This is a genomic window from Mycobacterium sp. NGS26, from assembly GCF_059813025.1.
Map to the genome: position 1 here is coordinate 807,414 of NZ_JCALDU010000002.1, position 18,109 is coordinate 825,522.

Consider the following 18,109-nt stretch of genomic DNA (forward strand, 5'->3'; position numbering starts at 1 on the left):
CCACGATTCACCCCCGAAGCCAAGGATTCACACTCGAACTCCGGCTAGCCGAGCCGTATCTCGGGACAGCCAACGTCGCTGGGCAGGTGATGGGTGGCCACCACCACCGTCCGGTCGCCGGGCATCAGCCCGTGGCCCTGAATCAGCAGGTCGCGCACAACCCGTTCGGCGTCGGCCGCGTCGAGGTGCTCGGTGGGCTCGTCGAGCAGCACGATGCGGGCGGGTGAGAGCACGGCCCGCGCCAGCAGCAGCCTCCTGCGCTGGCCCGCCGAAACCGCTTGCGCGCCACCGGTGAGCACCGTGGACAGGCCCTCGGGCAAGCCGGCGAGCCAGTCGCCGAGCCCGACCGCCCCCAGCGCCGCCTCCAGTTCGTCGTCGCGGCAGTCGCCGCGGGCAACCAGCAGGTTGTCCCGGACGGTGGTGGCGAAGATGTGCGCGTCCTCGGCGAAAAATGTGACGGCACAGTGCAATTCGTCTTCACCGAACAGGCACAGGCCGACGCCGTCCAGCGTCACCTCGCCCTGCAATGCGGGCAGCAGCCCGGCGAGCGTCATCAGCAGCGTCGTCTTGCCCGAACCGCTGGGGCCGGTGATCGCCAGTCGCGCGCCGGGCGGCAGATCCACCCTCACCCGGGGCGACCGCGCCGAATCCGCGTGACCGGAACACACGTCGGCGGACAACCGCCCGGCGCCGACGGGTGATGGCGGGGCCTTCGTGGGCCGCGCCGGGCGGACGGCCGGGGCCAGGCCGAGCAGGCGACGCGCGGCGATCCGCGACCGGGTCAACTGAACGGCGGCGGCCGGCAGGGGAGTCATCGCCTCGAACGCGGACAGCGGCAACAACATCAGCACCGCCAGCGTGGTGGGCGCGACGGTGGCCGCCATCCCGATCCCGGCCACCACCGCGCCGAGCACGCTGGCCCCGACCGCGGCGGTGGGCACCGCCTCGGCGATGGCGGCCGGCCGGGCGGCGGCGTCGAGCGCGTCACCCCAGGAATGCTGGCGGCGTTGCGATTCGGCGATGACGTCGGGGAGCACGCCGGCGACACGAAGCTCGGGCGCGTGTTCGAGGGCGATCATCGCCGACGTGTCGCGCTCCGAATGATGCTGCCGGGCAACCTCTTCCCGGGTGGCGGCGGCTCTTCCCGCGAGCCGGGGTGCCACCACGCCGGCGATCAACAGGCAGATCGCCAACACCGCGGCGGCCGGCGGCGAGATGACCGCGATGGCAACGGTCGCCGCCAGCCCCAGCACCGCCGCGACACACATCGGGACCAGGGCACGGACCAGGACGTCGGCCAGTTCGTCGACGTCGGCGCCCACCCGCGCCACCAACTCACCGCTGGGCAACCGAACGGCGGCCGAAGCCGGCCCGTGGGCCAGCCGGTGGTAGATCCGTGCCCGCGCGGTGCCGGCGGCGCGCAGCGCGGTGTCGTGGGTGGCCAGTCGCTCGCAGTAGTGCAGCACGCCCCGCGAAATCGCGAACGTGCGCACCAGGACGACCGCGACCGACAGGTCCAGCACGGGCGGCATCTGCCACGCCCGCGTGATCAGCCACGCCGAAATCCCGGCCAGCGCCAGCGCGCTGCCCAGCGACAGCACGCCCAGCGCGACGGCAGCCACCAGCCGCGGCAGCCGGGGCCGCAACAGGCCGGCGGCGGCCAGCAGCGGGTCAGGCCGGCGCATAACGCACCTGAGCGTCCGAGACCACCTCGACGAGTTGGTCACCGATCGCCACGACGGGCGCGCGATGCCCGACGACCACGACGGTCGCACCGGCGCGGGCGCGCCCGACGATGGCGCGCAGCACCCGGTCCTCGGTGTCGGCGTCCAGGTGCGCGGTCGGCTCGTCGAGCAGCAGCACCGGGGCCGGCGATCCGAGCGCCCGGGCGAGGCCCAGCCGCTGCCGCTGTCCCAGGGACAGGCCGACGCCGCCGCGCCCGAGCACGGTGTCCAGCCCGTCGGGCAGCTCGGCCAGCACCGCATCGAATCCGGAGGCGGCGCAGGCACTTTCGAGGTCTCGCGGATCGCCGAGGCCGCCGAGCAGGCGCAGGTTGTCGCCGACGGTGCCGGGGATCAGCACCGGACGCTGCGGCAGCCAGGACAGTTGCCGCCACCATCCGGCGGGCTCGAGGTCGGCGACGTCGACCCCGGCCACCGTGACCCGGCCCGACGACGGGACGGCGAGCCCGGCGATCGCCTGCAGGGTGGTGGTCTTTCCCGCGCCATTGCGTCCGGTCAGCACCGTCACCCGACCGGGCTCGATCACCGCGGAGAGATCGCACGGCGAGTGGCCGTCTCGGCCGGCCACGCTGAGCTTCTCGAGCCGTATCTGTGCGCCCCGTGCGGTTACCGTCCCGGTGCGCACCACGGGCGCGGTCGGTTCGCCGATGAGGTCGAACGCCCTGTCGGCGGCGGCTCTACCGTCTTGGGCGGCATGGAATTCCACCCCGATGCGACGCAGCGGCCAATACACGTCGGGGGCCAGCAGCAGGACGGTCAGGCCGGTGGCCAGGGTCATTTCGCCGAACACCAGGCGAAGGCCGATGCCGACCGCGATCAGCGCCACGCCCAGGGTGGCCAGCAATTCGAGCACCAGCGCCGACAGGAAGGCGATCCGCAGCGTCGCCATCGCCGAGCGCCGGTGCGCGGCAGCGAGTTCGGCGATCCGGTGTTCGGGGCCCGAGGCGCGGCCCAGCGCTCGCAGCGTGGGGATGCCGGCGATCAGATCCAGCAGCCGCCCCTGCAGGGTCGTCATCGCGGTCAGCGCGGCCGCCGACCGCTCGGCCGTTGCCCGCCCGATCAGCACCATGAAAATCGGGATCAGCGGCAGGGTGATCACCACGACGAGCGTCGATTTCAGGTCGTAGAGGGCGATGACGGCGACGGTGGCCGGGGTCAGGATCGCGGCGAGCAGCAGGGTGGGCAGGTAGCCGGTGAAATAGGGCCGCAGGCCGTCGAGGCCGCGGGTGACCACAACCGCGGCGGCATCACGCTGCGCGGCGAGCTCCTGAGGCTGCCGGGCGGTCACCGCCGCCAGCACCTGCCCGTTGAGATCGGCGATCACCGCGCTGGCTCCCCGCTGGCCCAGCCGCGCCTGCAGCCAGTGCGTCACGGTGCGGACGGCCCACAGCGCCAACAGGATCGACAGCGGCCCCAGCCAGCCGCGCAGGCCTCGCGCCGAGGGATCGGTGATCACGCGTGCGACGATGCCCGCCAGCACAATCGCCGAGCCGATCGCGCAGCCGGAGATCACCACCCCGCACCCCACCGCGGCCGCCAGGAACCGGCGCAGCGCGGTCGACGCCCGCCACAGTCTCGGGTCCAGCGGCGCGCGGGAGCCCTGTGCGCTCAGGACGCGCGCCTCGCCAGACCGATGGGCGGCGGGATCTGCTCGGCCGAGATCCGTTGCCGGAACACCCAATACGTCCACGCCTGATACACGACCGTCAGCGGGGCCATGAAGGCGGTCACCCACGTCATGATCTTGAGGGTGTACGGGGTCGACGAGGCGTTGTAGATCGTCACGTTCCATTGGTCGTTGAGCGTCGAGGGCACGAGGTTCGGATACAGGACGCCGAACAGCAGCACCACCACGGCCGCGACGACCAACGCGGTGCACGCAAATGCCCACCCGTCCGACACGCGACGCCACACCAGCAGCACCGCGGCGAGCTGCGCCACGACCGCGACCCCCAGCACCACCCAGGTCCAGCCCTTCCCGTGCGCCAGCTGCGTCCAAAGCCCAAATGCCGCAACCAGTCCGGTCACCGGAAGCGATAGCCGCACCGCCGATCGGTGCGCGTCGTCACGCAGCGGGCCCGACGTCTTCAAAGCGATGAACACCGCGCCGTAGAGCAGGAACAGTCCCGCGGTGGCCAGGCCACCCAGCAGGGTGTAGGCGTTGAGGATATCGGTGATCGACGGGCGGATGTGGCCGGCGCCGTCCACCGGCAGCCCGCGGACCAGGATGGCGAATGCCACCCCCCACAGCACACCGGGTAGCCAGGATCCGGCCGCGATCCCGAAATCGGCCCAGCCGCGCCATTTCGAGTCGTCGACCTTGCCGCGCCATTCGATCGCCACGGCGCGCAGGATCATGCCGAACAGGATGGCCAGCAGCGGCAGGTACAGCGTCGAGAACACCGTGGCGTACCAGCCGGGGAACGCGGCGAACATCGCCGCGCCGCCGGTGATCAGCCAGACCTCGTTGCCGTCCCACACCGGCCCGATGGTGTTGAGCGTGGCGCGTCGGTTGATCTCCCGGTCGCCCGAGCCGAGCCGGGCGAGCGGCTCCATCAACATGCCGACGCCGAAGTCGAAGCCCTCCAAGATGAAGAAACCGAGGAACAGCAGCCCGATGATGCCGAACCACACCTCTTGCAGTTGCACCGGTCAGCTCCTTTCTTATGCCTAGTAGGCGGCCTAGTAGGCGAAGGAAAGTGGTGCCACTTCGTGCTCGCCGGGTGCCGCCGGCGCGGCCGGTTCGGCGTCGTGTTCCTGTGGCCCTTCGACGATGTAGCGCTTGAGCAGGTAGAACCAGACGACGGCGAGCACGGCGTACACCAGGGTGAAGGTCACCAGCGAGGTGATGACGATCCCGGAATCGTGGTTCGAGACCGCCTCGTGGACGGTGAACCGCACCTGCTGGTCACCGGTCGGATTGGGGGCCACGATCCAGGGCTGGCGGCCCATCTCGGTGAACACCCACCCGGAGATGTTAGCCAGGAACGGAGTGGGAATGGTCACCAGCGCGAACCGCGAGAACCACCGCTGGTCGGGGATCCGGCCACCACGGGTCAGCCACAACGCGGTCAGGGCGAACAGCAGTGGGATGGCCAGCAGCCCGATCATCGCGCGGAAGGACCAGTAGGTGACAAAGAGGTTGGGGCGGTAGTCGTTTGGCCCGAATCGGAGTTGGTAGTCGCGCTGGATGTCGCGCACACCCTGCAAGGTGACGCCGCTGATTCGGCCTTGAGCCAGGATCGGCAGCACGTTGGGCACCTCGATCACGCGGTAGAGGCTGTCGCAGTTGTTCTGCCGGCCGACCGTGAGGATGGAGAACTCCGGATCCGTTTGGGTGTCGCAAAGCGATTCCGCCGACGCCATTTTCATCGGTTGCTGAACGAACATCAGCTTGCCCTGCTGGTCACCGGTGAAGAACAAGGCGAGGGCCGCGGCGAGCGCCACCCAGCATCCCAGGATGACCGCCGGGCGAAACATGGTGCGGCCGTTCGACTCAGCGGTCGGGGTCGCGGATGCGGGATTGCGGGAGCGGACCAGCCACCACGCGCCGACGGCGGCGACGAACGTCGCGGCCGTCAGCAAGGCGCCGGTCACAGTGTGCAAAAACGCCCAGCGCGCAGTGTTGTTGGAGAGCAGCGCGGTGATGCTGTTCAATTCGGCGCGGTGCGTCACGGGATTGTAGTGCGCGCCGACCGGGTGCTGCATGAACGAGTTCGCCACGATGATGAAGAACGCCGAAACGTTGACACCGATCGCGACGATCCAGATGCACGCCAGGTGTACCAGTTTGGGCAGCCGGCTCCAGCCGAAGATCCACAATCCGATGAAGGTGGATTCGAAGAAGAAGGCGAACAGTCCTTCCATGGCCAGCGGCGCGCCGAAGATGTCGCCGACGAAGCGGGAGTACTCGCTCCAGTTCATGCCGAACTGGAATTCCTGCACGATTCCCGTTGCCACGCCGATGGCGAAGTTGATCAGGAACAGCTTGCCGAAGAACTTGGTCAGGCGGTACCAAGCGGTGTTGCCGGTGGCCACCCACACCGTCTGCATGACGGCGAGCAGGGGAGCCAAACCGATGGTCAGCGGCACGAAGATGAAGTGGTAGACGGTGGTGATGCCGAACTGCCACCGCGAAATGTCGACGACATTCATGTGTCATCTCCCGAAGACTACGAGGGCGTACCCGCCATCTACGACGCAGTGTAGTAGATCGGCTGGACTGATGCTACGGCCGAGCGCACGCGGCCTCAGCGGCCGAGGGTGGTTGAGGCCTTACGGATCCCGAACGACGAGACGATCTCGAAGACGCCGATGACGACGAACCAGACGCCGACGACCAACGTCAGGGTCACGATCGAGTCGAACGGCGACGCGATGATGATGATGCCGGCGAGCAGGCTGATCACGCCGACGAAGATCGACCAACCGCGTCCCGGCAGATGCGGGTCCTGGATCGCCGAAATCGTCGTGGCCACACCGCGGAAGATGAACCCGACGCCAATCCAGATGGCCAGCAACAAGACCGCGTACCCCTGGCCGAAATGACGAAACGCCAGCAAGGCCAGGATCAATGCCGCTGCGCCACTGATGAATAGCAGGATTCGGCTCCCGGCGGTGACGTGCAGGCTGAACGCGAACACCACCTGCGCGATGCCGGTGATCACCAGATAGACGCCGAACCAGATGGCGGCGACCAGGATGGATATTCCCGGCCAGGCCAGCACCAGGACGCCGAGGATCAGCGACAGAATTCCCGATACCAGCGTGGATTTCCACAGGTGGGGCAACAAGCTCGGAGTGAGTGGGTTTCCAGGACTTGTCTCAGGGGAGGTAGTCATGGCCGCAGTCTGGCACAAACGCCGGTTCGCGTATAGGGACTGAAGACCAACGAATCAGACGCGGGCCGTGTGCGATTCCTCGACTCGATCGGCCGTGTCGTCGGCAGGGGCCTTGCGGCCGACCAGATACCAGGTGCGCATGGTGCCCTTGCCCTTGATTTCGATGCGGCCGCGCTCCTGCAGCACGAACTCGTCCTTGAGGCGCTCGTAGACGTCCTCGGGCACCTGGATCCGTCCTGCCGAGTCGGTGGATTCCATGCGCGACGCGACGTTGACCGCGTCGCCCCACACGTCGTAGAAGAATCGCCGCGAGCCGACGACCCCGGCTACCACCGGGCCGCACGCCATGCCGACCCGCAAGGGCAGCGGGAGGCCGTGCGGATCCTTCAGTCCGGCAGCAACATCGACCATCTCGAGCGCGAAGTCCGCCAGCGCTTGCACGTGGTCGGGCCGGGGCCGCGGAACCCCGCTGACCACCATGTAGGAGTCGCCGCTGACTTTGATCTTCTCCAGCCCGTGCTTGTCGACCAGCGCGTCGAAATCGCTGTAGAGGCGGTTGAGGAAGCGCACCAGCTCGGCCGGCGCCGTGCCACTGGCGCGTTCGGTGAAGCCGACGATGTCGGCGAACAGCACCGAGGCGTCGTCGTACTTGTCGGCGATGATGCTTCGCTCGGACTCCTTGAGCCGCTCGGCGATGCTCGCCGGCAACATGTTCGTCAGCAGCGCCTCGGAACGTTCGTACTGGGCCTCCATGATCGCCTCGGCGCGGTCGGTGTCGCGCAGGGCGAACCACACCGTGACGACCACCATCACCACACTCGAGACGGCGGTGATGACAAAGCCCAGCGACGTGGCCCAGGCCGGCTGCAGGCCGGTGTCACGCGGCACCCGAAACTCGACCACGATGATCAGGGCGGCGGAAACGGCCGCCAGCACGGACGCCAACACGATGTGTTCGATTCCCAGCAACAGCACGACGATGCAGGCGCCGACCAGGAAGAAGAACTGCGATCCCGAAGCGGTGCCGACGTCCCAGACGCTGGCGAAGACCGAGACATACGCCGCACCCAAAAACGTAAGCGGCGCAACCAATCCGCCGAATCGCTGCAACCACGGGACAAACGCGAAGATCGTCGCCGCGACGACGTTGATCGAGCTGATCTGCCAGGACCAGGCCCCGGTGATGACTTGCACGCACACGAAGCTCGCGCTGACTATGACAGCCAGCCACGCGCTGATCGTGAGGATTCGGGCCCGGCGCGCGGCGCTGTCGGCGTAGTGCTGATTGCGATCGCGGGTCTGCGCCCGCACGGCGGCGACGCAGTCTGCGCGTCGGACGACGCCGTCCGCTCCACCCGATGAGGCACCGCATGTTTTCGCGGCCATGGTGCAAGCCTAACCGCTGACCTCGGTGTTTGTCGGCTGCCTAGTCCAGGTTGCGGGTGAGCCAGTCGGAAGCACGGTGCGGTGACAGCGATCCGTTGGGCATGATGTGCTGCACCGGATGACCATCCCGGGTGGCCAGGTCGGCGATCATCCGCCGGTGGCAACGCCACCAGGTCGGTTCCCCGCACATCACGGCCACGTCGCGGGCCTCGGCATCTTGCAGGAGCCGCCGGTATGCCGCTTGGAACTCGGGCGTGCGGGTGTGCGCGGCGTAATTGGCGAACGCCGGGTTCTCCCACCATTGGTCCCGCGGTACCGGGTTGGCCGGCGGCTTGCGTCGTCCACCAAGATCCGGTTCATGCCGGTAGTCGATCCCGGCGGCATTCAGCCAGCCCGGCATCGTTTGCTTCGCCACATCGGGATTGCGCCGCGAGCCGGGGAAACTCCGCACGTCGACCAGCAGCGTGATGCCGTGTTGGCGAAGCGCGGCGGTGAGTTGCTCGGCGGTCTTCGGACCGTGGCCGATGGTGTACAGCATCAACTACCCGCTCCCGAGCGCGCCGCAGTCTAGCGGCGCATCGAACGTTTGAACACCAACAACCGGCGAATTAAGGGCAAATGGCCAGTTAATTCCCAGCGTGGCGAGGAATCCAATCGAGAGCCACATGTGTGGCATAGATCACAATCCAACACCTCTCGGGTGGGCTACAAGGAAGGAAATCCCGCCATGTTTACCGGCATCACCGCCCACGCCGGCCCCCTGGTTGCCGCCATCGTGGTGCTGACAGGCGCCGCAATTGCGCGAGGCGGCGCGGCAGCGGCCGACTCCAACCAGGATGACCAGTTCCTGGCGCTACTCAGCCAGGAAGGCATCCCCGCTGTGTCGGGCATACCGGATCTCGAAAAGACGGCTCACGAGGTTTGTGGGGAGTTGAACAGTGGTGTTCCAACCGGCACCGTGGTGAACGAGTTTGAGAACTTCGCCAATTCCGCCACCCCCGGCGCCGACCCCGGCCGTCTTCATCGGACGGCGATCAGATTCGTCAGGGCGTCAGCGCGAGCCTACTGCCCCAACCACCAGGTGGGCTTCATCAACCGGAATGGATCACGGCACCGGGTGACGTTGACCGCCTTCATCGACGGAGCCAATGCCGCCAATCCGGTCCCGCCGCTACCACAGGTGCCGAACGCCAAGACGCTGAATCCGCCACAGGCGGCGGCGCCCGCCCCGGCGAAGAAGGCGCCTCCCGTTGTCGGTCCTCCACCAGGAGCCGGTGGCGGTGGGGGCGGCAATGGTGGTGGTACCGGCGGGGTGACCCCGACACCGCCGATGGAACCCGGCATCGTCACGCTCGCACCGTAACCGCTCGGCCAGCCTGCTAGGCCCTGTGGGCGCGCGACAAACGGCACGAGGTCAAATCGCCTGTGCCGACGGTGAACTCGTCGCGTCCAGCCTCTGGTGCCATCTCGAACCGGTTGTACCGCAACGAATCCGCATGCCCGAGCCTCGCTTGGTGCCCTCGGTGGGATTCGAACCCACACTGTACGGGTTTTGAGTCCGTTTCCTCTGCCAGTTGGGATACGAGGGCTTCTCGGCTCCTACCTTAAAGGCAGCCTCCCACCATAGAGAATCTGGCGCGGCCCGGCGCCTCGCCGCCCCCGACGTCGCTGGTTGCGTAGGTCCACGACACAATGTCCGTCATGACAGGCTCCACGACCGACACCGACGCCGCCGCGCCGCGCCGGGTCCTGATCGCGGAAGACGAAGCGCTCATCCGACTGGACTTGGCCGAGATGCTTCGGGAAGAGGGTTACGAGATCGTCGGCGAGGCCGGCGACGGCCAGGAGGCCGTCGAACTGGCCGAGCGGCACAAGCCCGACCTGGTGATCATGGACGTCAAGATGCCGCGCCGCGACGGGATCGACGCCGCGTCGGAAATCGCCAGCAAGCGCATCGCGCCGATCGTGGTGCTGACCGCCTTCAGTCAGCGCGATCTGGTCGAACGCGCCCGCGACGCCGGGGCGATGGCCTACCTGGTGAAGCCCTTCACCATCAGCGACCTGATCCCCGCCATCGAATTGGCGGTCAGCCGGTTCAGCGAGATCAGCGCGCTGGAACACGAGGTCGCCACGTTGTCGGACCGGCTGGAGACCCGCAAGCTCGTCGAGCGCGCCAAGGGCGTGCTGCAGACCAAGCAGGGCATGACCGAGCCCGAGGCGTTCAAGTGGATTCAGCGTGCCGCCATGGACCGGCGGACCACCATGAAACGGGTGGCCCAGGTCGTCCTGGAAACCCTCGACGCGGAGGAGTAACCCCCGCGAGCAGACGTAAAAGCACCCAAAACGTCGGCGTGTCGGGGGCTTTTGCGTCTGCTCGGCAGTAATTACCGCGCGACGATCACCGAGGAGCCGTGGCCGAACAGGCCCTGGTTGGCGGTGACGCCGACGGTGGCGTTCTCCACCTGCCGGCCGGTGGCCTGCCCGCGCAGTTGCCAGGTCAGCTCGCAGACCTGCGCGATGGCCTGGGCGGGGATGGCCTCGCCGAAGCAGGCCAGCCCGCCCGACGGGTTGACCGGGATGCGGCCGCCGATCGCGGTGGCGCCGCTGCGGAGAAGGGCCTCGGCTTCACCTTTGGGGCACAAGCCCAAGTGCTCGTACCAGTCCAGCTCCAGCGCGGTGGACAGGTCGTAGACCTCGGCCAGGCTCAGGTCCTCGGGCCCGATGCCCGCCTCGGCGTAGGCCGCATCGAGAATCTGGTCCTTGAACACCCGGTCCGGCGCGGGCACCGCGGCGGTGGAATCCGTTGCGATGTCCGGCAATTCGGGCAGGTGCTGGGGGTAGCGCGGCGTCACCGTGCTGACCGCGCGCACCGACGGCACACCGTCGAGCGAGCCGAGGTGCTTGCGGGCGAAGTCGGCGCTGGCCACGATCAGCGCCGCCGCGCCGTCGGAGGTGGCGCAGATGTCCAGCAGCCGCAGCGGGTCCGACACCACGGGGCTGGCCAGCACGTCGTCGATCGAATTCTCTTTGCGGTAGCGGGCATTCGGGTTGTTGAGGCCATGCCTGGAGTTCTTGACCTTCACCTGGGCGAAGTCCTCCAGCGTGGCGCCGTAGAGGTCCATCCGCCGGCGCGCCAGCAGCGCGAAGTACACCGTGTTGGTCGCGCCGATCAGGTGAAACCGCTGCCAGTCGGGGTCGTTTTTCCGCTCGCCGCCGACGGGCGCGAAGAAGCCCTTCGGGGTGGTGTCGGCTCCGATCACCAGCGCAACGTCGCAGAACCCGGCGAGGATCTGGGCCCGAGCGCTCTGCAGGGCCTGCGAACCGCTGGCGCACGCGGCGTAGCTCGAGCTGACGGGAATGCCGTTCCAGCCCAGCTTCTGCGCGAACGTCGCGCCGGCGACGAACCCCGGGTAGCCGTTGCGGATGGTGTCCGCGCCCGCGACGAGCTGAATCTGCCGCCAATCCAGGCCGGCCTCGGCCAGTGCCGCGCGGGCGGCGACCACGCCGTATTCGGTGAAGTCGCGTCCCCATTTGCCCCAGGGGTGCATGCCGGCGCCGAGGATGTAAAGCGGCTCCGTCATGACGCCACCTTCCACGCGTAGACAATCCGCTCGACGCCGTCGTCGTCGATGAACAGCGGCATGGTGGTCAGCTCCATCTCCATGCCGACCTTCAGGTCGGCCGCCAGCGTGCCGTCGACCACCTTGCCCAAAACGATCAGCCCCTCCTCGGCCAGCTCCACCGCGGCAACGGCGAACGGCTCGAAGGGATCCGGCGACGGATACGGCGGGGGCGGCGCGTAGCGGTTCTCGGTGTAGCTCCACAGCTTTCCGCGCCTCGACAGCGCGACGGGCTGCAGCGCGTCGCTGGCGCAGGCCGGGTTGGGGCAGTTGTTTTCTCGCGGCGGGAAGACGTAGGTGCGGCACTGGGGGCACTGGGCGCCGACCAGATGCGCGTCGCCGCCGGCATCGGTGGCGAACCATCCCTCGATCGCCGGTTCTTGGCGGGTGACCTCTGGCACCGGGCCAGCGTACCCAGCGAAGCCGCAAAACTGAAACGTGTTGCAGTTTCGCCGCAGGCCGCGACCCGTCACACCGGGTGCCTAGAGTGAGAGCGTGCCCGAGCGGAAGACCCCCGACCGGAAGACCCAGGAACAGACCAAGCCCACGCTGATGCTGCTGGACGGCAACTCGCTGGCCTTCCGGGCGTTCTACGCGCTGCCCGCCGAGAACTTCAAGACCCGCGGCGGGCTGACCACCAACGCGGTGTACGGCTTCACCGCCATGCTGATCAACCTGCTGCGCGACGAGGCCCCGACGCACATCGCGGCGGCGTTCGACGTGTCGCGGCAGACCTTCCGCTCCGAGCGTTACCCGGAGTACAAGGCCAACCGGACAACCACCCCGGACGAGTTCCACGGGCAGATCGACATCACCAAGGAAGTGCTGGGCGCGCTGGGCATCACGGTGCTCGCGGAGCCCGGATTCGAAGCCGACGACCTCATCGCGACGCTGGCCACCCAGGCCGAGAACGAGGGGTACCGCGTGCTGGTGGTCACCGGCGACCGCGACGCGCTGCAGTTGGTCAGCGACGACGTGACGGTGCTGTATCCGCGCAAGGGCGTCAGCGAACTCACCCGTTTCACCCCGGACGCCGTCGTCGAGAAGTACGGGCTGACGCCCACGCAGTACCCCGACTTCGCCGCGCTGCGAGGCGATCCCAGCGACAACCTGCCCGGCATCCCCGGCGTGGGGGAGAAGACCGCGTCGAAGTGGATCGCCGAATACGGCTCGCTGCAGGGGCTGGTCGACAACGTCGACTCGGTGCGCGGCAAGGTCGGTGACGCGCTGCGCGCGCATCTGGCCAGCGTGGTGCGCAACCGGGAGCTCACCGACCTGGTCAAGGATGTGCCGCTGGCGCAAACCCCGGACACGCTGCGGCTGCTGCCCTGGAATCGCGACCAGATCCACCGGCTCTTCGACGACCTGGAGTTCCGGGTGCTGCGCGACCGGTTGTTCGAAACGCTGGCCGCCGTCGAACCCGAGGTCGAGGAGGGTTTCGACGTGCGCGGCGGCGCGCTCGAGCCCGGTGAGCTGGCGGCGTGGCTGGCCGAGCGCGACTCGGGCAAGCGGTTCGGCCTGGCCGTCGTCGGCACCCACCTGGCCTACGACGCCGACGCCACCGCGCTGGCCATCGTGTCCGCCGACCGCGACGGCCGCTACATCGACACCTCGACGCTGGGCCCCGACGATGAGGCGACGCTGGCGTCCTGGCTGGCCGACCCCGACTCGCCCAAGGCGCTGCACGAAGCCAAGCTGGCGATGCACGACCTCGGCGGGCGGGGCTGGACGCTCGCGGGCGTCACCTCCGATACCGCGCTGGCGGCCTACCTGGTGCGTCCCGGGCAGCGCAGCTTCTCCCTCGACGACCTTTCGCTGCGCTACCTGCGCCGGGAGTTGCGCGCCGAAAACCCTGAGCAGCAACAGCTTTCGTTGCTCGACGACCCCGAGGGGACGGACGACCAGGCGGTGCAGACGCTGATCCTGCGGGCCGTGGCGGTGCTGGACCTGGCCGACGCGCTCGACGAGGAGCTGGCCCGCATCAACTCCACATCGTTGCTGAGCGGCATGGAGCTGCCGGTGCAGCGGGTGCTGGCGGGCATGGAAAACGCCGGTATCGCAGTCGATTTGAAGTTGCTCAGCAAGCTGCAAAGCGATTTCGCCCACCAGATCCGCGACGCGGCCGAGGCCGCCTACGCGGTGATCGGCAAGCAGATCAACCTGGGCTCGCCAAAACAATTGCAGGCGGTGCTGTTCGACGAGCTGGGCATGCCGAAGACCAAGCGCACCAAGACCGGATACACGACCGACGCGGACGCCCTGCAGTCGCTGTTCGACAAGACCGCACACCCGTTCCTGCAGCATCTGCTCACCCACCGGGACGCCACCCGGCTCAAGGTCACCGTCGACGGGTTGCTGAACTCCGTTGCCTCCGACGGGCGCATCCACACCACGTTCAACCAGACCATCGCGGCGACCGGCAGGCTGTCGTCGACCGAGCCGAATTTGCAGAACATTCCGATCCGCACCGAGGCCGGCCGGCGGATCCGCGACGCGTTCGTGGTCGGCAAGGGTTACGCCGAGCTGATGACGGCCGACTACAGCCAGATCGAAATGCGCATCATGGCGCACCTGTCCCGCGACGAGGGCCTCATCGAGGCGTTCAACACCGGCGAGGACCTGCACTCGTTCGTCGCCTCGCGCGCGTTCGGCGTGCCCATCGAAGAAGTCACCGCCGAGTTGCGCCGCCGGGTCAAGGCGATGTCCTACGGATTGGCCTACGGGCTGAGCGCGTACGGCCTGTCGCAGCAACTGAAGATCTCCACCGAGGAAGCCAAGGAACAGATGGACGCCTACTTCTCCCGGTTCGGCGGAGTGCGCGACTACCTGATGGACGTCGTCGAGCAGGCCCGCAAGGACGGCTACACCTCAACGGTGTTGGGCCGCCGGCGTTATCTGCCCGAGCTGGACAGCAGCAATCGGCAGGTGCGGGAGGCCGCCGAGCGGGCGGCGCTCAACGCGCCGATCCAGGGCAGCGCGGCCGACATCATCAAGGTGGCGATGATCGAGGTCGACGCCGCGATCAAGGAGACCGGGCTGTCGTCGCGCATGCTGTTGCAGGTACACGACGAATTGCTGTTCGAAGTCGCGCCCGGGGAGCACGAGCAACTCGAGGCGCTGGCGCGCGAAAAGATGGGCGGCGCCTACCCCCTGGACGTGCCGCTGGAGGTTTCGGTGGGCTACGGCCGCAGCTGGGATGCCGCCGCGCACTAGCTGGTCAATTGGCCGCCGAACGTGACGTCACGGCGAAAAATCGGCCGGAAATTCGCCGCCACGTCACGTTCGCGGTCGGCGTTCGGCCAGGTCGCCGCGCCCGGCGGCGCCGACCGGTTTGTCCAGCGTGCGCCACGTCGAGTAGCCTCAACAGGTAAATCCCGAATTGTCCCTACGACCCAACCTGTCCGGAGCAACCCAACAACATGCCGAGTCCCGCCGTCACCTCGCCGCAAGTAGCCGTCAACGACATTGGCTCGAGCGAGGATTTTCTCGCCGCAATAGACAAAACGATCAAGTACTTCAACGATGGCGACATCGTCGAGGGCACGATCGTCAAAGTGGACCGGGACGAGGTGCTCCTCGACATCGGCTACAAGACCGAGGGGGTCATCCCCGCCCGCGAGCTCTCCATCAAGCACGATGTCGACCCCAACGAGGTCGTTTCCGTCGGTGACGAGGTCGAGGCCCTGGTGCTCACCAAGGAGGACAAAGAGGGCCGGCTGATCCTGTCCAAGAAGCGCGCGCAGTACGAGCGCGCCTGGGGCACCATCGAGGCGCTCAAGGAGAAGGACGAGGCGGTCAAGGGCACGGTGATCGAGGTCGTCAAGGGCGGGCTGATCCTCGACATCGGGTTGCGCGGCTTCCTGCCGGCCTCGCTGGTCGAGATGCGCCGGGTTCGCGACCTGCAGCCCTACATCGGCAAGGAGATCGAGGCCAAGATCATCGAGCTCGACAAGAACCGCAACAACGTGGTGCTGTCGCGGCGGGCGTGGCTCGAGCAGACCCAGTCCGAGGTGCGCAGCGAGTTCCTCAACCAGCTGCAGAAGGGCGCGATCCGCAAGGGCGTGGTCTCCTCGATCGTCAACTTCGGCGCGTTCGTCGACCTGGGCGGTGTGGACGGCCTGGTGCACGTCTCCGAGTTGTCCTGGAAGCACATCGATCACCCCTCCGAGGTCGTCCAGGTCGGCGACGAGGTCACCGTCGAGGTGCTCGACGTCGACATGGACCGCGAGCGGGTTTCGTTGTCGCTCAAGGCGACCCAGGAAGACCCGTGGCGGCACTTCGCCCGCACCCACGCCATCGGCCAGATCGTGCCCGGCAAGGTCACCAAGCTGGTGCCGTTCGGTGCCTTCGTCCGCGTCGAGGAGGGCATCGAGGGCCTGGTGCACATCTCCGAGCTGGCCGAGCGGCACGTCGAGGTGCCCGACCAGGTGGTCGCCGTCGGCGACGACGCGATGGTCAAGGTCATCGACATCGACCTGGAGCGGCGCCGAATCTCGTTGTCGCTCAAGCAGGCCAACGAGGACTACACCGAGGAGTTCGACCCCGCCAAGTACGGCATGGCCGACAGCTACGACGAGCAGGGCAACTACATCTTCCCCGAGGGCTTCGACCCCGAAACCAACGAGTGGCTCGAGGGATACGACGCCCAGCGCACCGAGTGGGAGGCCCGCTACGCCGAGGCCGAGCGCCGGCACAAGATGCACACCGCGCAGATGGAGAAGTTCGCTGCCGCCGAGGCGGCCGCGCCCAGCGGTGGCGAACAGTCGCCTGGCAACGGCGCCCCCGCCGAGAAGGCCGCCGGCGGGTCGCTGGCCAGCGACGCCCAGCTGGCCGCGCTGCGCGAAAAGCTCGCCGGCAACGCATAATTCGCTGCTGATCGCGCTCGGGTAATGCTGCGCATCGGGTTGACCGGCGGCATCGGCGCCGGGAAATCAGCGCTGTCCGCCACGTTCGCCGAGTGCGGCGGGATCATCGTCGACGGCGACGTTATCGCGCGCGAGGTGGTGCGGCCCGGAACCGAGGGACTGGCGTCGCTCGTCGCGGCGTTCGGTGAGGACATTCTGCTGCCCGATGGCTCGCTGGACCGGCCGGCCCTGGCCGCCAAGGCTTTCGCCGACGACGATGCGCGCAAGGTGCTCAACGGGATCGTCCACCCCCTGGTTGCCAGGCGCCGCGCGGAGATCATCGCGGCGGTGTCCGAGGACGCCGTCGTCGTCGAGGACATCCCGTTGTTGGTGGAATCCGGGATGGCGCCGCTGTTTCCGCTTGTCGTTGTGGTGCACGCCGACGTCGAGCTGCGGGTGCGACGGCTGGTCGAGCAGCGCGGCATGTCCGAGCAGGACGCGCGCGCCAGGATCGCCGCGCAGGCCGACGACGAACAGCGCCGCGCCGTCGCCGACATCTGGCTGGACAACTCGGGCAGCCAAGCGGATTTCGTGCGCCGGGCGCGCGACGTGTGGCACAACCGGATACTGCCGTTCGCGCACAACGTGGCCCAGCATCGGGTCGCGCGGGCCCCGGCCCGGTTGGCGCCGGCCGACCCGACCTGGCCCGAGCAGGCGCGCCGGATCATCAACCGGTTGCGCACCGCCTGCGGTCACCGGGCGATTCGGGTGGACCACATCGGGTCTACCGCGGTGCCGGACTTCGACGCCAAGGACGTGATCGACATCCAGATCACCGTCGAATCGCTGGCGGCGGCGGACGAGCTCGCCGAGCCGTTGCTGGCGGCCGGCTACCCGCGCATCGAAGGGATCACCGACGACGTCGCGAAACGCGACGCCCGCAGCACCGTCGGCCGCTACGACCATAGCGACGATCCGGCGTTGTGGCGCAAGCGGATTCACTCATCGGCCGATCCCGGGCGGCCGACCAACGTGCATATCCGGGTGGACGGCTGGCCCAATCAGCAGTTCGCCCTGCTGTTCGTGGATTGGCTGGTGGCCAACCGCGGCGTGCGCGCCGACTACCTGGCCGTCAAGCGCGACGCCGAGAAGCGGGGGGAAGGCGACACCGAGCGGTACGTCGCCGCCAAGGAGCCGTGGTTTCTCGACGCCTACCGGCGGGCGTGGGAATGGGCCGACGCCACCGGCTGGCGGCCCTAGCCGTACTAGCCGGGGAGCGGCGCGCCGCAAGCCAGTACGCCGTTCATCGGATCGCTGCTGTTTGGCGCCGGCGCGACCATCCGATCGGCTTGGGTGGCAATGTTGTCATCCACGGCGATCTCGCAGTGCACGTTCGCCGCATAGGGCCAATGAAGCACGACCCGCATGCCGGCCTGCGCCGGATCGGGCAGCACCGTGTGGGCCTCGAATACGTTGCCGGGCAACGAACTCAGGCCGGTGCTCATCGTCTGGCCGTCCTTGATCATGAAGGCGACCTGGCTGCCGGTTGTCATCGCGTCGACCCTGGCTCGGTAGGTGATGTTGTGCAGGTCCGCGTGCGCAGTCGCGGGAGTTAGCTGGAAGCCGGCGGCGATGACCGTCAGGGCGGCGATCGGCATCCATCGACGCTTGCTCAT

15 protein-coding genes and 1 tRNA gene are annotated in these 18,109 nt (G+C 68.0%); 5 read left to right on the forward strand and 11 right to left on the reverse strand.

Features of this window, described 5'->3' with window-relative positions; genetic code table 11:
* Positions 1 to 44 precede the first annotated feature (44 nt).
* From cydC to AC5Y6X_RS09970, 7 genes are all read right to left on the reverse strand, one after another.
* The gene (gene cydC, locus AC5Y6X_RS09940; RefSeq protein WP_499986226.1) at positions 45 to 1,685 is read right to left on the reverse strand and encodes a thiol reductant ABC exporter subunit CydC; all 1,641 of its coding nucleotides are present in this window, start codon (positions 1,683 to 1,685) and stop codon (positions 45 to 47) included.
* A complete protein-coding gene (cydD, locus tag AC5Y6X_RS09945) occupies positions 1,672 to 3,294 on the reverse strand; it encodes a thiol reductant ABC exporter subunit CydD (RefSeq protein ID WP_499986493.1) in 1,623 nt (540 codons plus the stop codon). The genes cydC and cydD overlap by 14 nt, the downstream gene beginning before the upstream one ends.
* A gap of 56 nt (positions 3,295 to 3,350) precedes the next feature.
* Positions 3,351 to 4,391, reverse strand: coding sequence for a cytochrome d ubiquinol oxidase subunit II (gene cydB / locus AC5Y6X_RS09950; protein WP_324677807.1), 1,041 nt, complete (start codon positions 4,389 to 4,391; stop codon positions 3,351 to 3,353).
* 33 nt (positions 4,392 to 4,424) lie between these two features.
* Entirely contained in the window at positions 4,425 to 5,897 is a 1,473-nt protein-coding gene (locus AC5Y6X_RS09955) for a cytochrome ubiquinol oxidase subunit I (RefSeq protein WP_499986228.1), read from the reverse strand.
* Positions 5,898 to 5,992: 95 nt separating this feature from the next.
* Positions 5,993 to 6,601: an HdeD family acid-resistance protein gene (locus tag AC5Y6X_RS09960; RefSeq protein ID WP_499986229.1), complete on the reverse strand. Its 609-nt coding sequence runs from the start codon at positions 6,599 to 6,601 to the stop codon at positions 5,993 to 5,995.
* A 36-nt stretch (positions 6,602 to 6,637) separates the two neighbouring features.
* A complete protein-coding gene (locus AC5Y6X_RS09965) occupies positions 6,638 to 7,969 on the reverse strand; it encodes an adenylate/guanylate cyclase domain-containing protein (RefSeq protein ID WP_499986231.1) in 1,332 nt (443 codons plus the stop codon).
* A gap of 40 nt (positions 7,970 to 8,009) precedes the next feature.
* Complete coding sequence (locus AC5Y6X_RS09970; protein WP_499986232.1) at positions 8,010 to 8,507, reverse strand: DUF488 domain-containing protein; 498 nt, start codon at positions 8,505 to 8,507, stop codon at positions 8,010 to 8,012.
* A gap of 189 nt (positions 8,508 to 8,696) precedes the next feature.
* Between AC5Y6X_RS09970 and AC5Y6X_RS09975 the strand changes: the two genes are divergently transcribed.
* Positions 8,697 to 9,332 (forward strand): DUF732 domain-containing protein, encoded by a 636-nt coding sequence (locus AC5Y6X_RS09975; RefSeq protein ID WP_499986234.1) that lies wholly within the window; start codon positions 8,697 to 8,699, stop codon positions 9,330 to 9,332.
* A 149-nt stretch (positions 9,333 to 9,481) separates the two neighbouring features.
* Here the strand turns inward: AC5Y6X_RS09975 and AC5Y6X_RS09980 are convergent.
* A tRNA-Leu gene (locus AC5Y6X_RS09980) sits at positions 9,482 to 9,558 on the reverse strand.
* A gap of 112 nt (positions 9,559 to 9,670) precedes the next feature.
* Here AC5Y6X_RS09980 and AC5Y6X_RS09985 point away from each other — a divergent pair.
* Positions 9,671 to 10,282: an ANTAR domain-containing response regulator gene (locus AC5Y6X_RS09985; RefSeq protein WP_499986236.1), complete on the forward strand. Its 612-nt coding sequence runs from the start codon at positions 9,671 to 9,673 to the stop codon at positions 10,280 to 10,282.
* A gap of 71 nt (positions 10,283 to 10,353) precedes the next feature.
* On the opposite strand, the gene AC5Y6X_RS09990 is transcribed toward AC5Y6X_RS09985, so the two are convergent.
* Entirely contained in the window at positions 10,354 to 11,550 is a 1,197-nt protein-coding gene (locus AC5Y6X_RS09990) for a lipid-transfer protein (RefSeq protein WP_499986237.1), read from the reverse strand.
* A complete protein-coding gene (locus AC5Y6X_RS09995; RefSeq protein WP_499986238.1) occupies positions 11,547 to 11,990 on the reverse strand; it encodes a Zn-ribbon domain-containing OB-fold protein in 444 nt (147 codons plus the stop codon). Before AC5Y6X_RS09995 ends, AC5Y6X_RS09990 begins: the two co-directional genes overlap by 4 nt.
* Positions 11,991 to 12,141: 151 nt before the next feature.
* Between AC5Y6X_RS09995 and polA the strand changes: the two genes are divergently transcribed.
* From polA to coaE, 3 genes are all read left to right on the forward strand, one after another.
* Positions 12,142 to 14,802 carry a DNA polymerase I gene (polA, locus tag AC5Y6X_RS10000; RefSeq protein WP_499986494.1) on the forward strand — a complete coding sequence of 887 codons (2,661 nt, stop codon included), beginning with the start codon at positions 12,142 to 12,144 and terminating at the stop codon, positions 14,800 to 14,802.
* Between the two features lie 206 nt (positions 14,803 to 15,008).
* Positions 15,009 to 16,454, forward strand: a complete 1,446-nt coding sequence (gene rpsA, locus AC5Y6X_RS10005; RefSeq protein WP_499986240.1) for a 30S ribosomal protein S1 — start codon at positions 15,009 to 15,011, stop codon at positions 16,452 to 16,454.
* 24 nt (positions 16,455 to 16,478) lie between these two features.
* Complete coding sequence (gene coaE / locus AC5Y6X_RS10010) at positions 16,479 to 17,693, forward strand: dephospho-CoA kinase (RefSeq protein ID WP_499986242.1); 1,215 nt, start codon at positions 16,479 to 16,481, stop codon at positions 17,691 to 17,693.
* A 5-nt stretch (positions 17,694 to 17,698) separates the two neighbouring features.
* Here the strand turns inward: coaE and AC5Y6X_RS10015 are convergent, their stop codons facing one another.
* The gene (locus AC5Y6X_RS10015) at positions 17,699 to 18,109 is read right to left on the reverse strand and encodes a hypothetical protein (RefSeq protein WP_499986243.1); all 411 of its coding nucleotides are present in this window, start codon (positions 18,107 to 18,109) and stop codon (positions 17,699 to 17,701) included.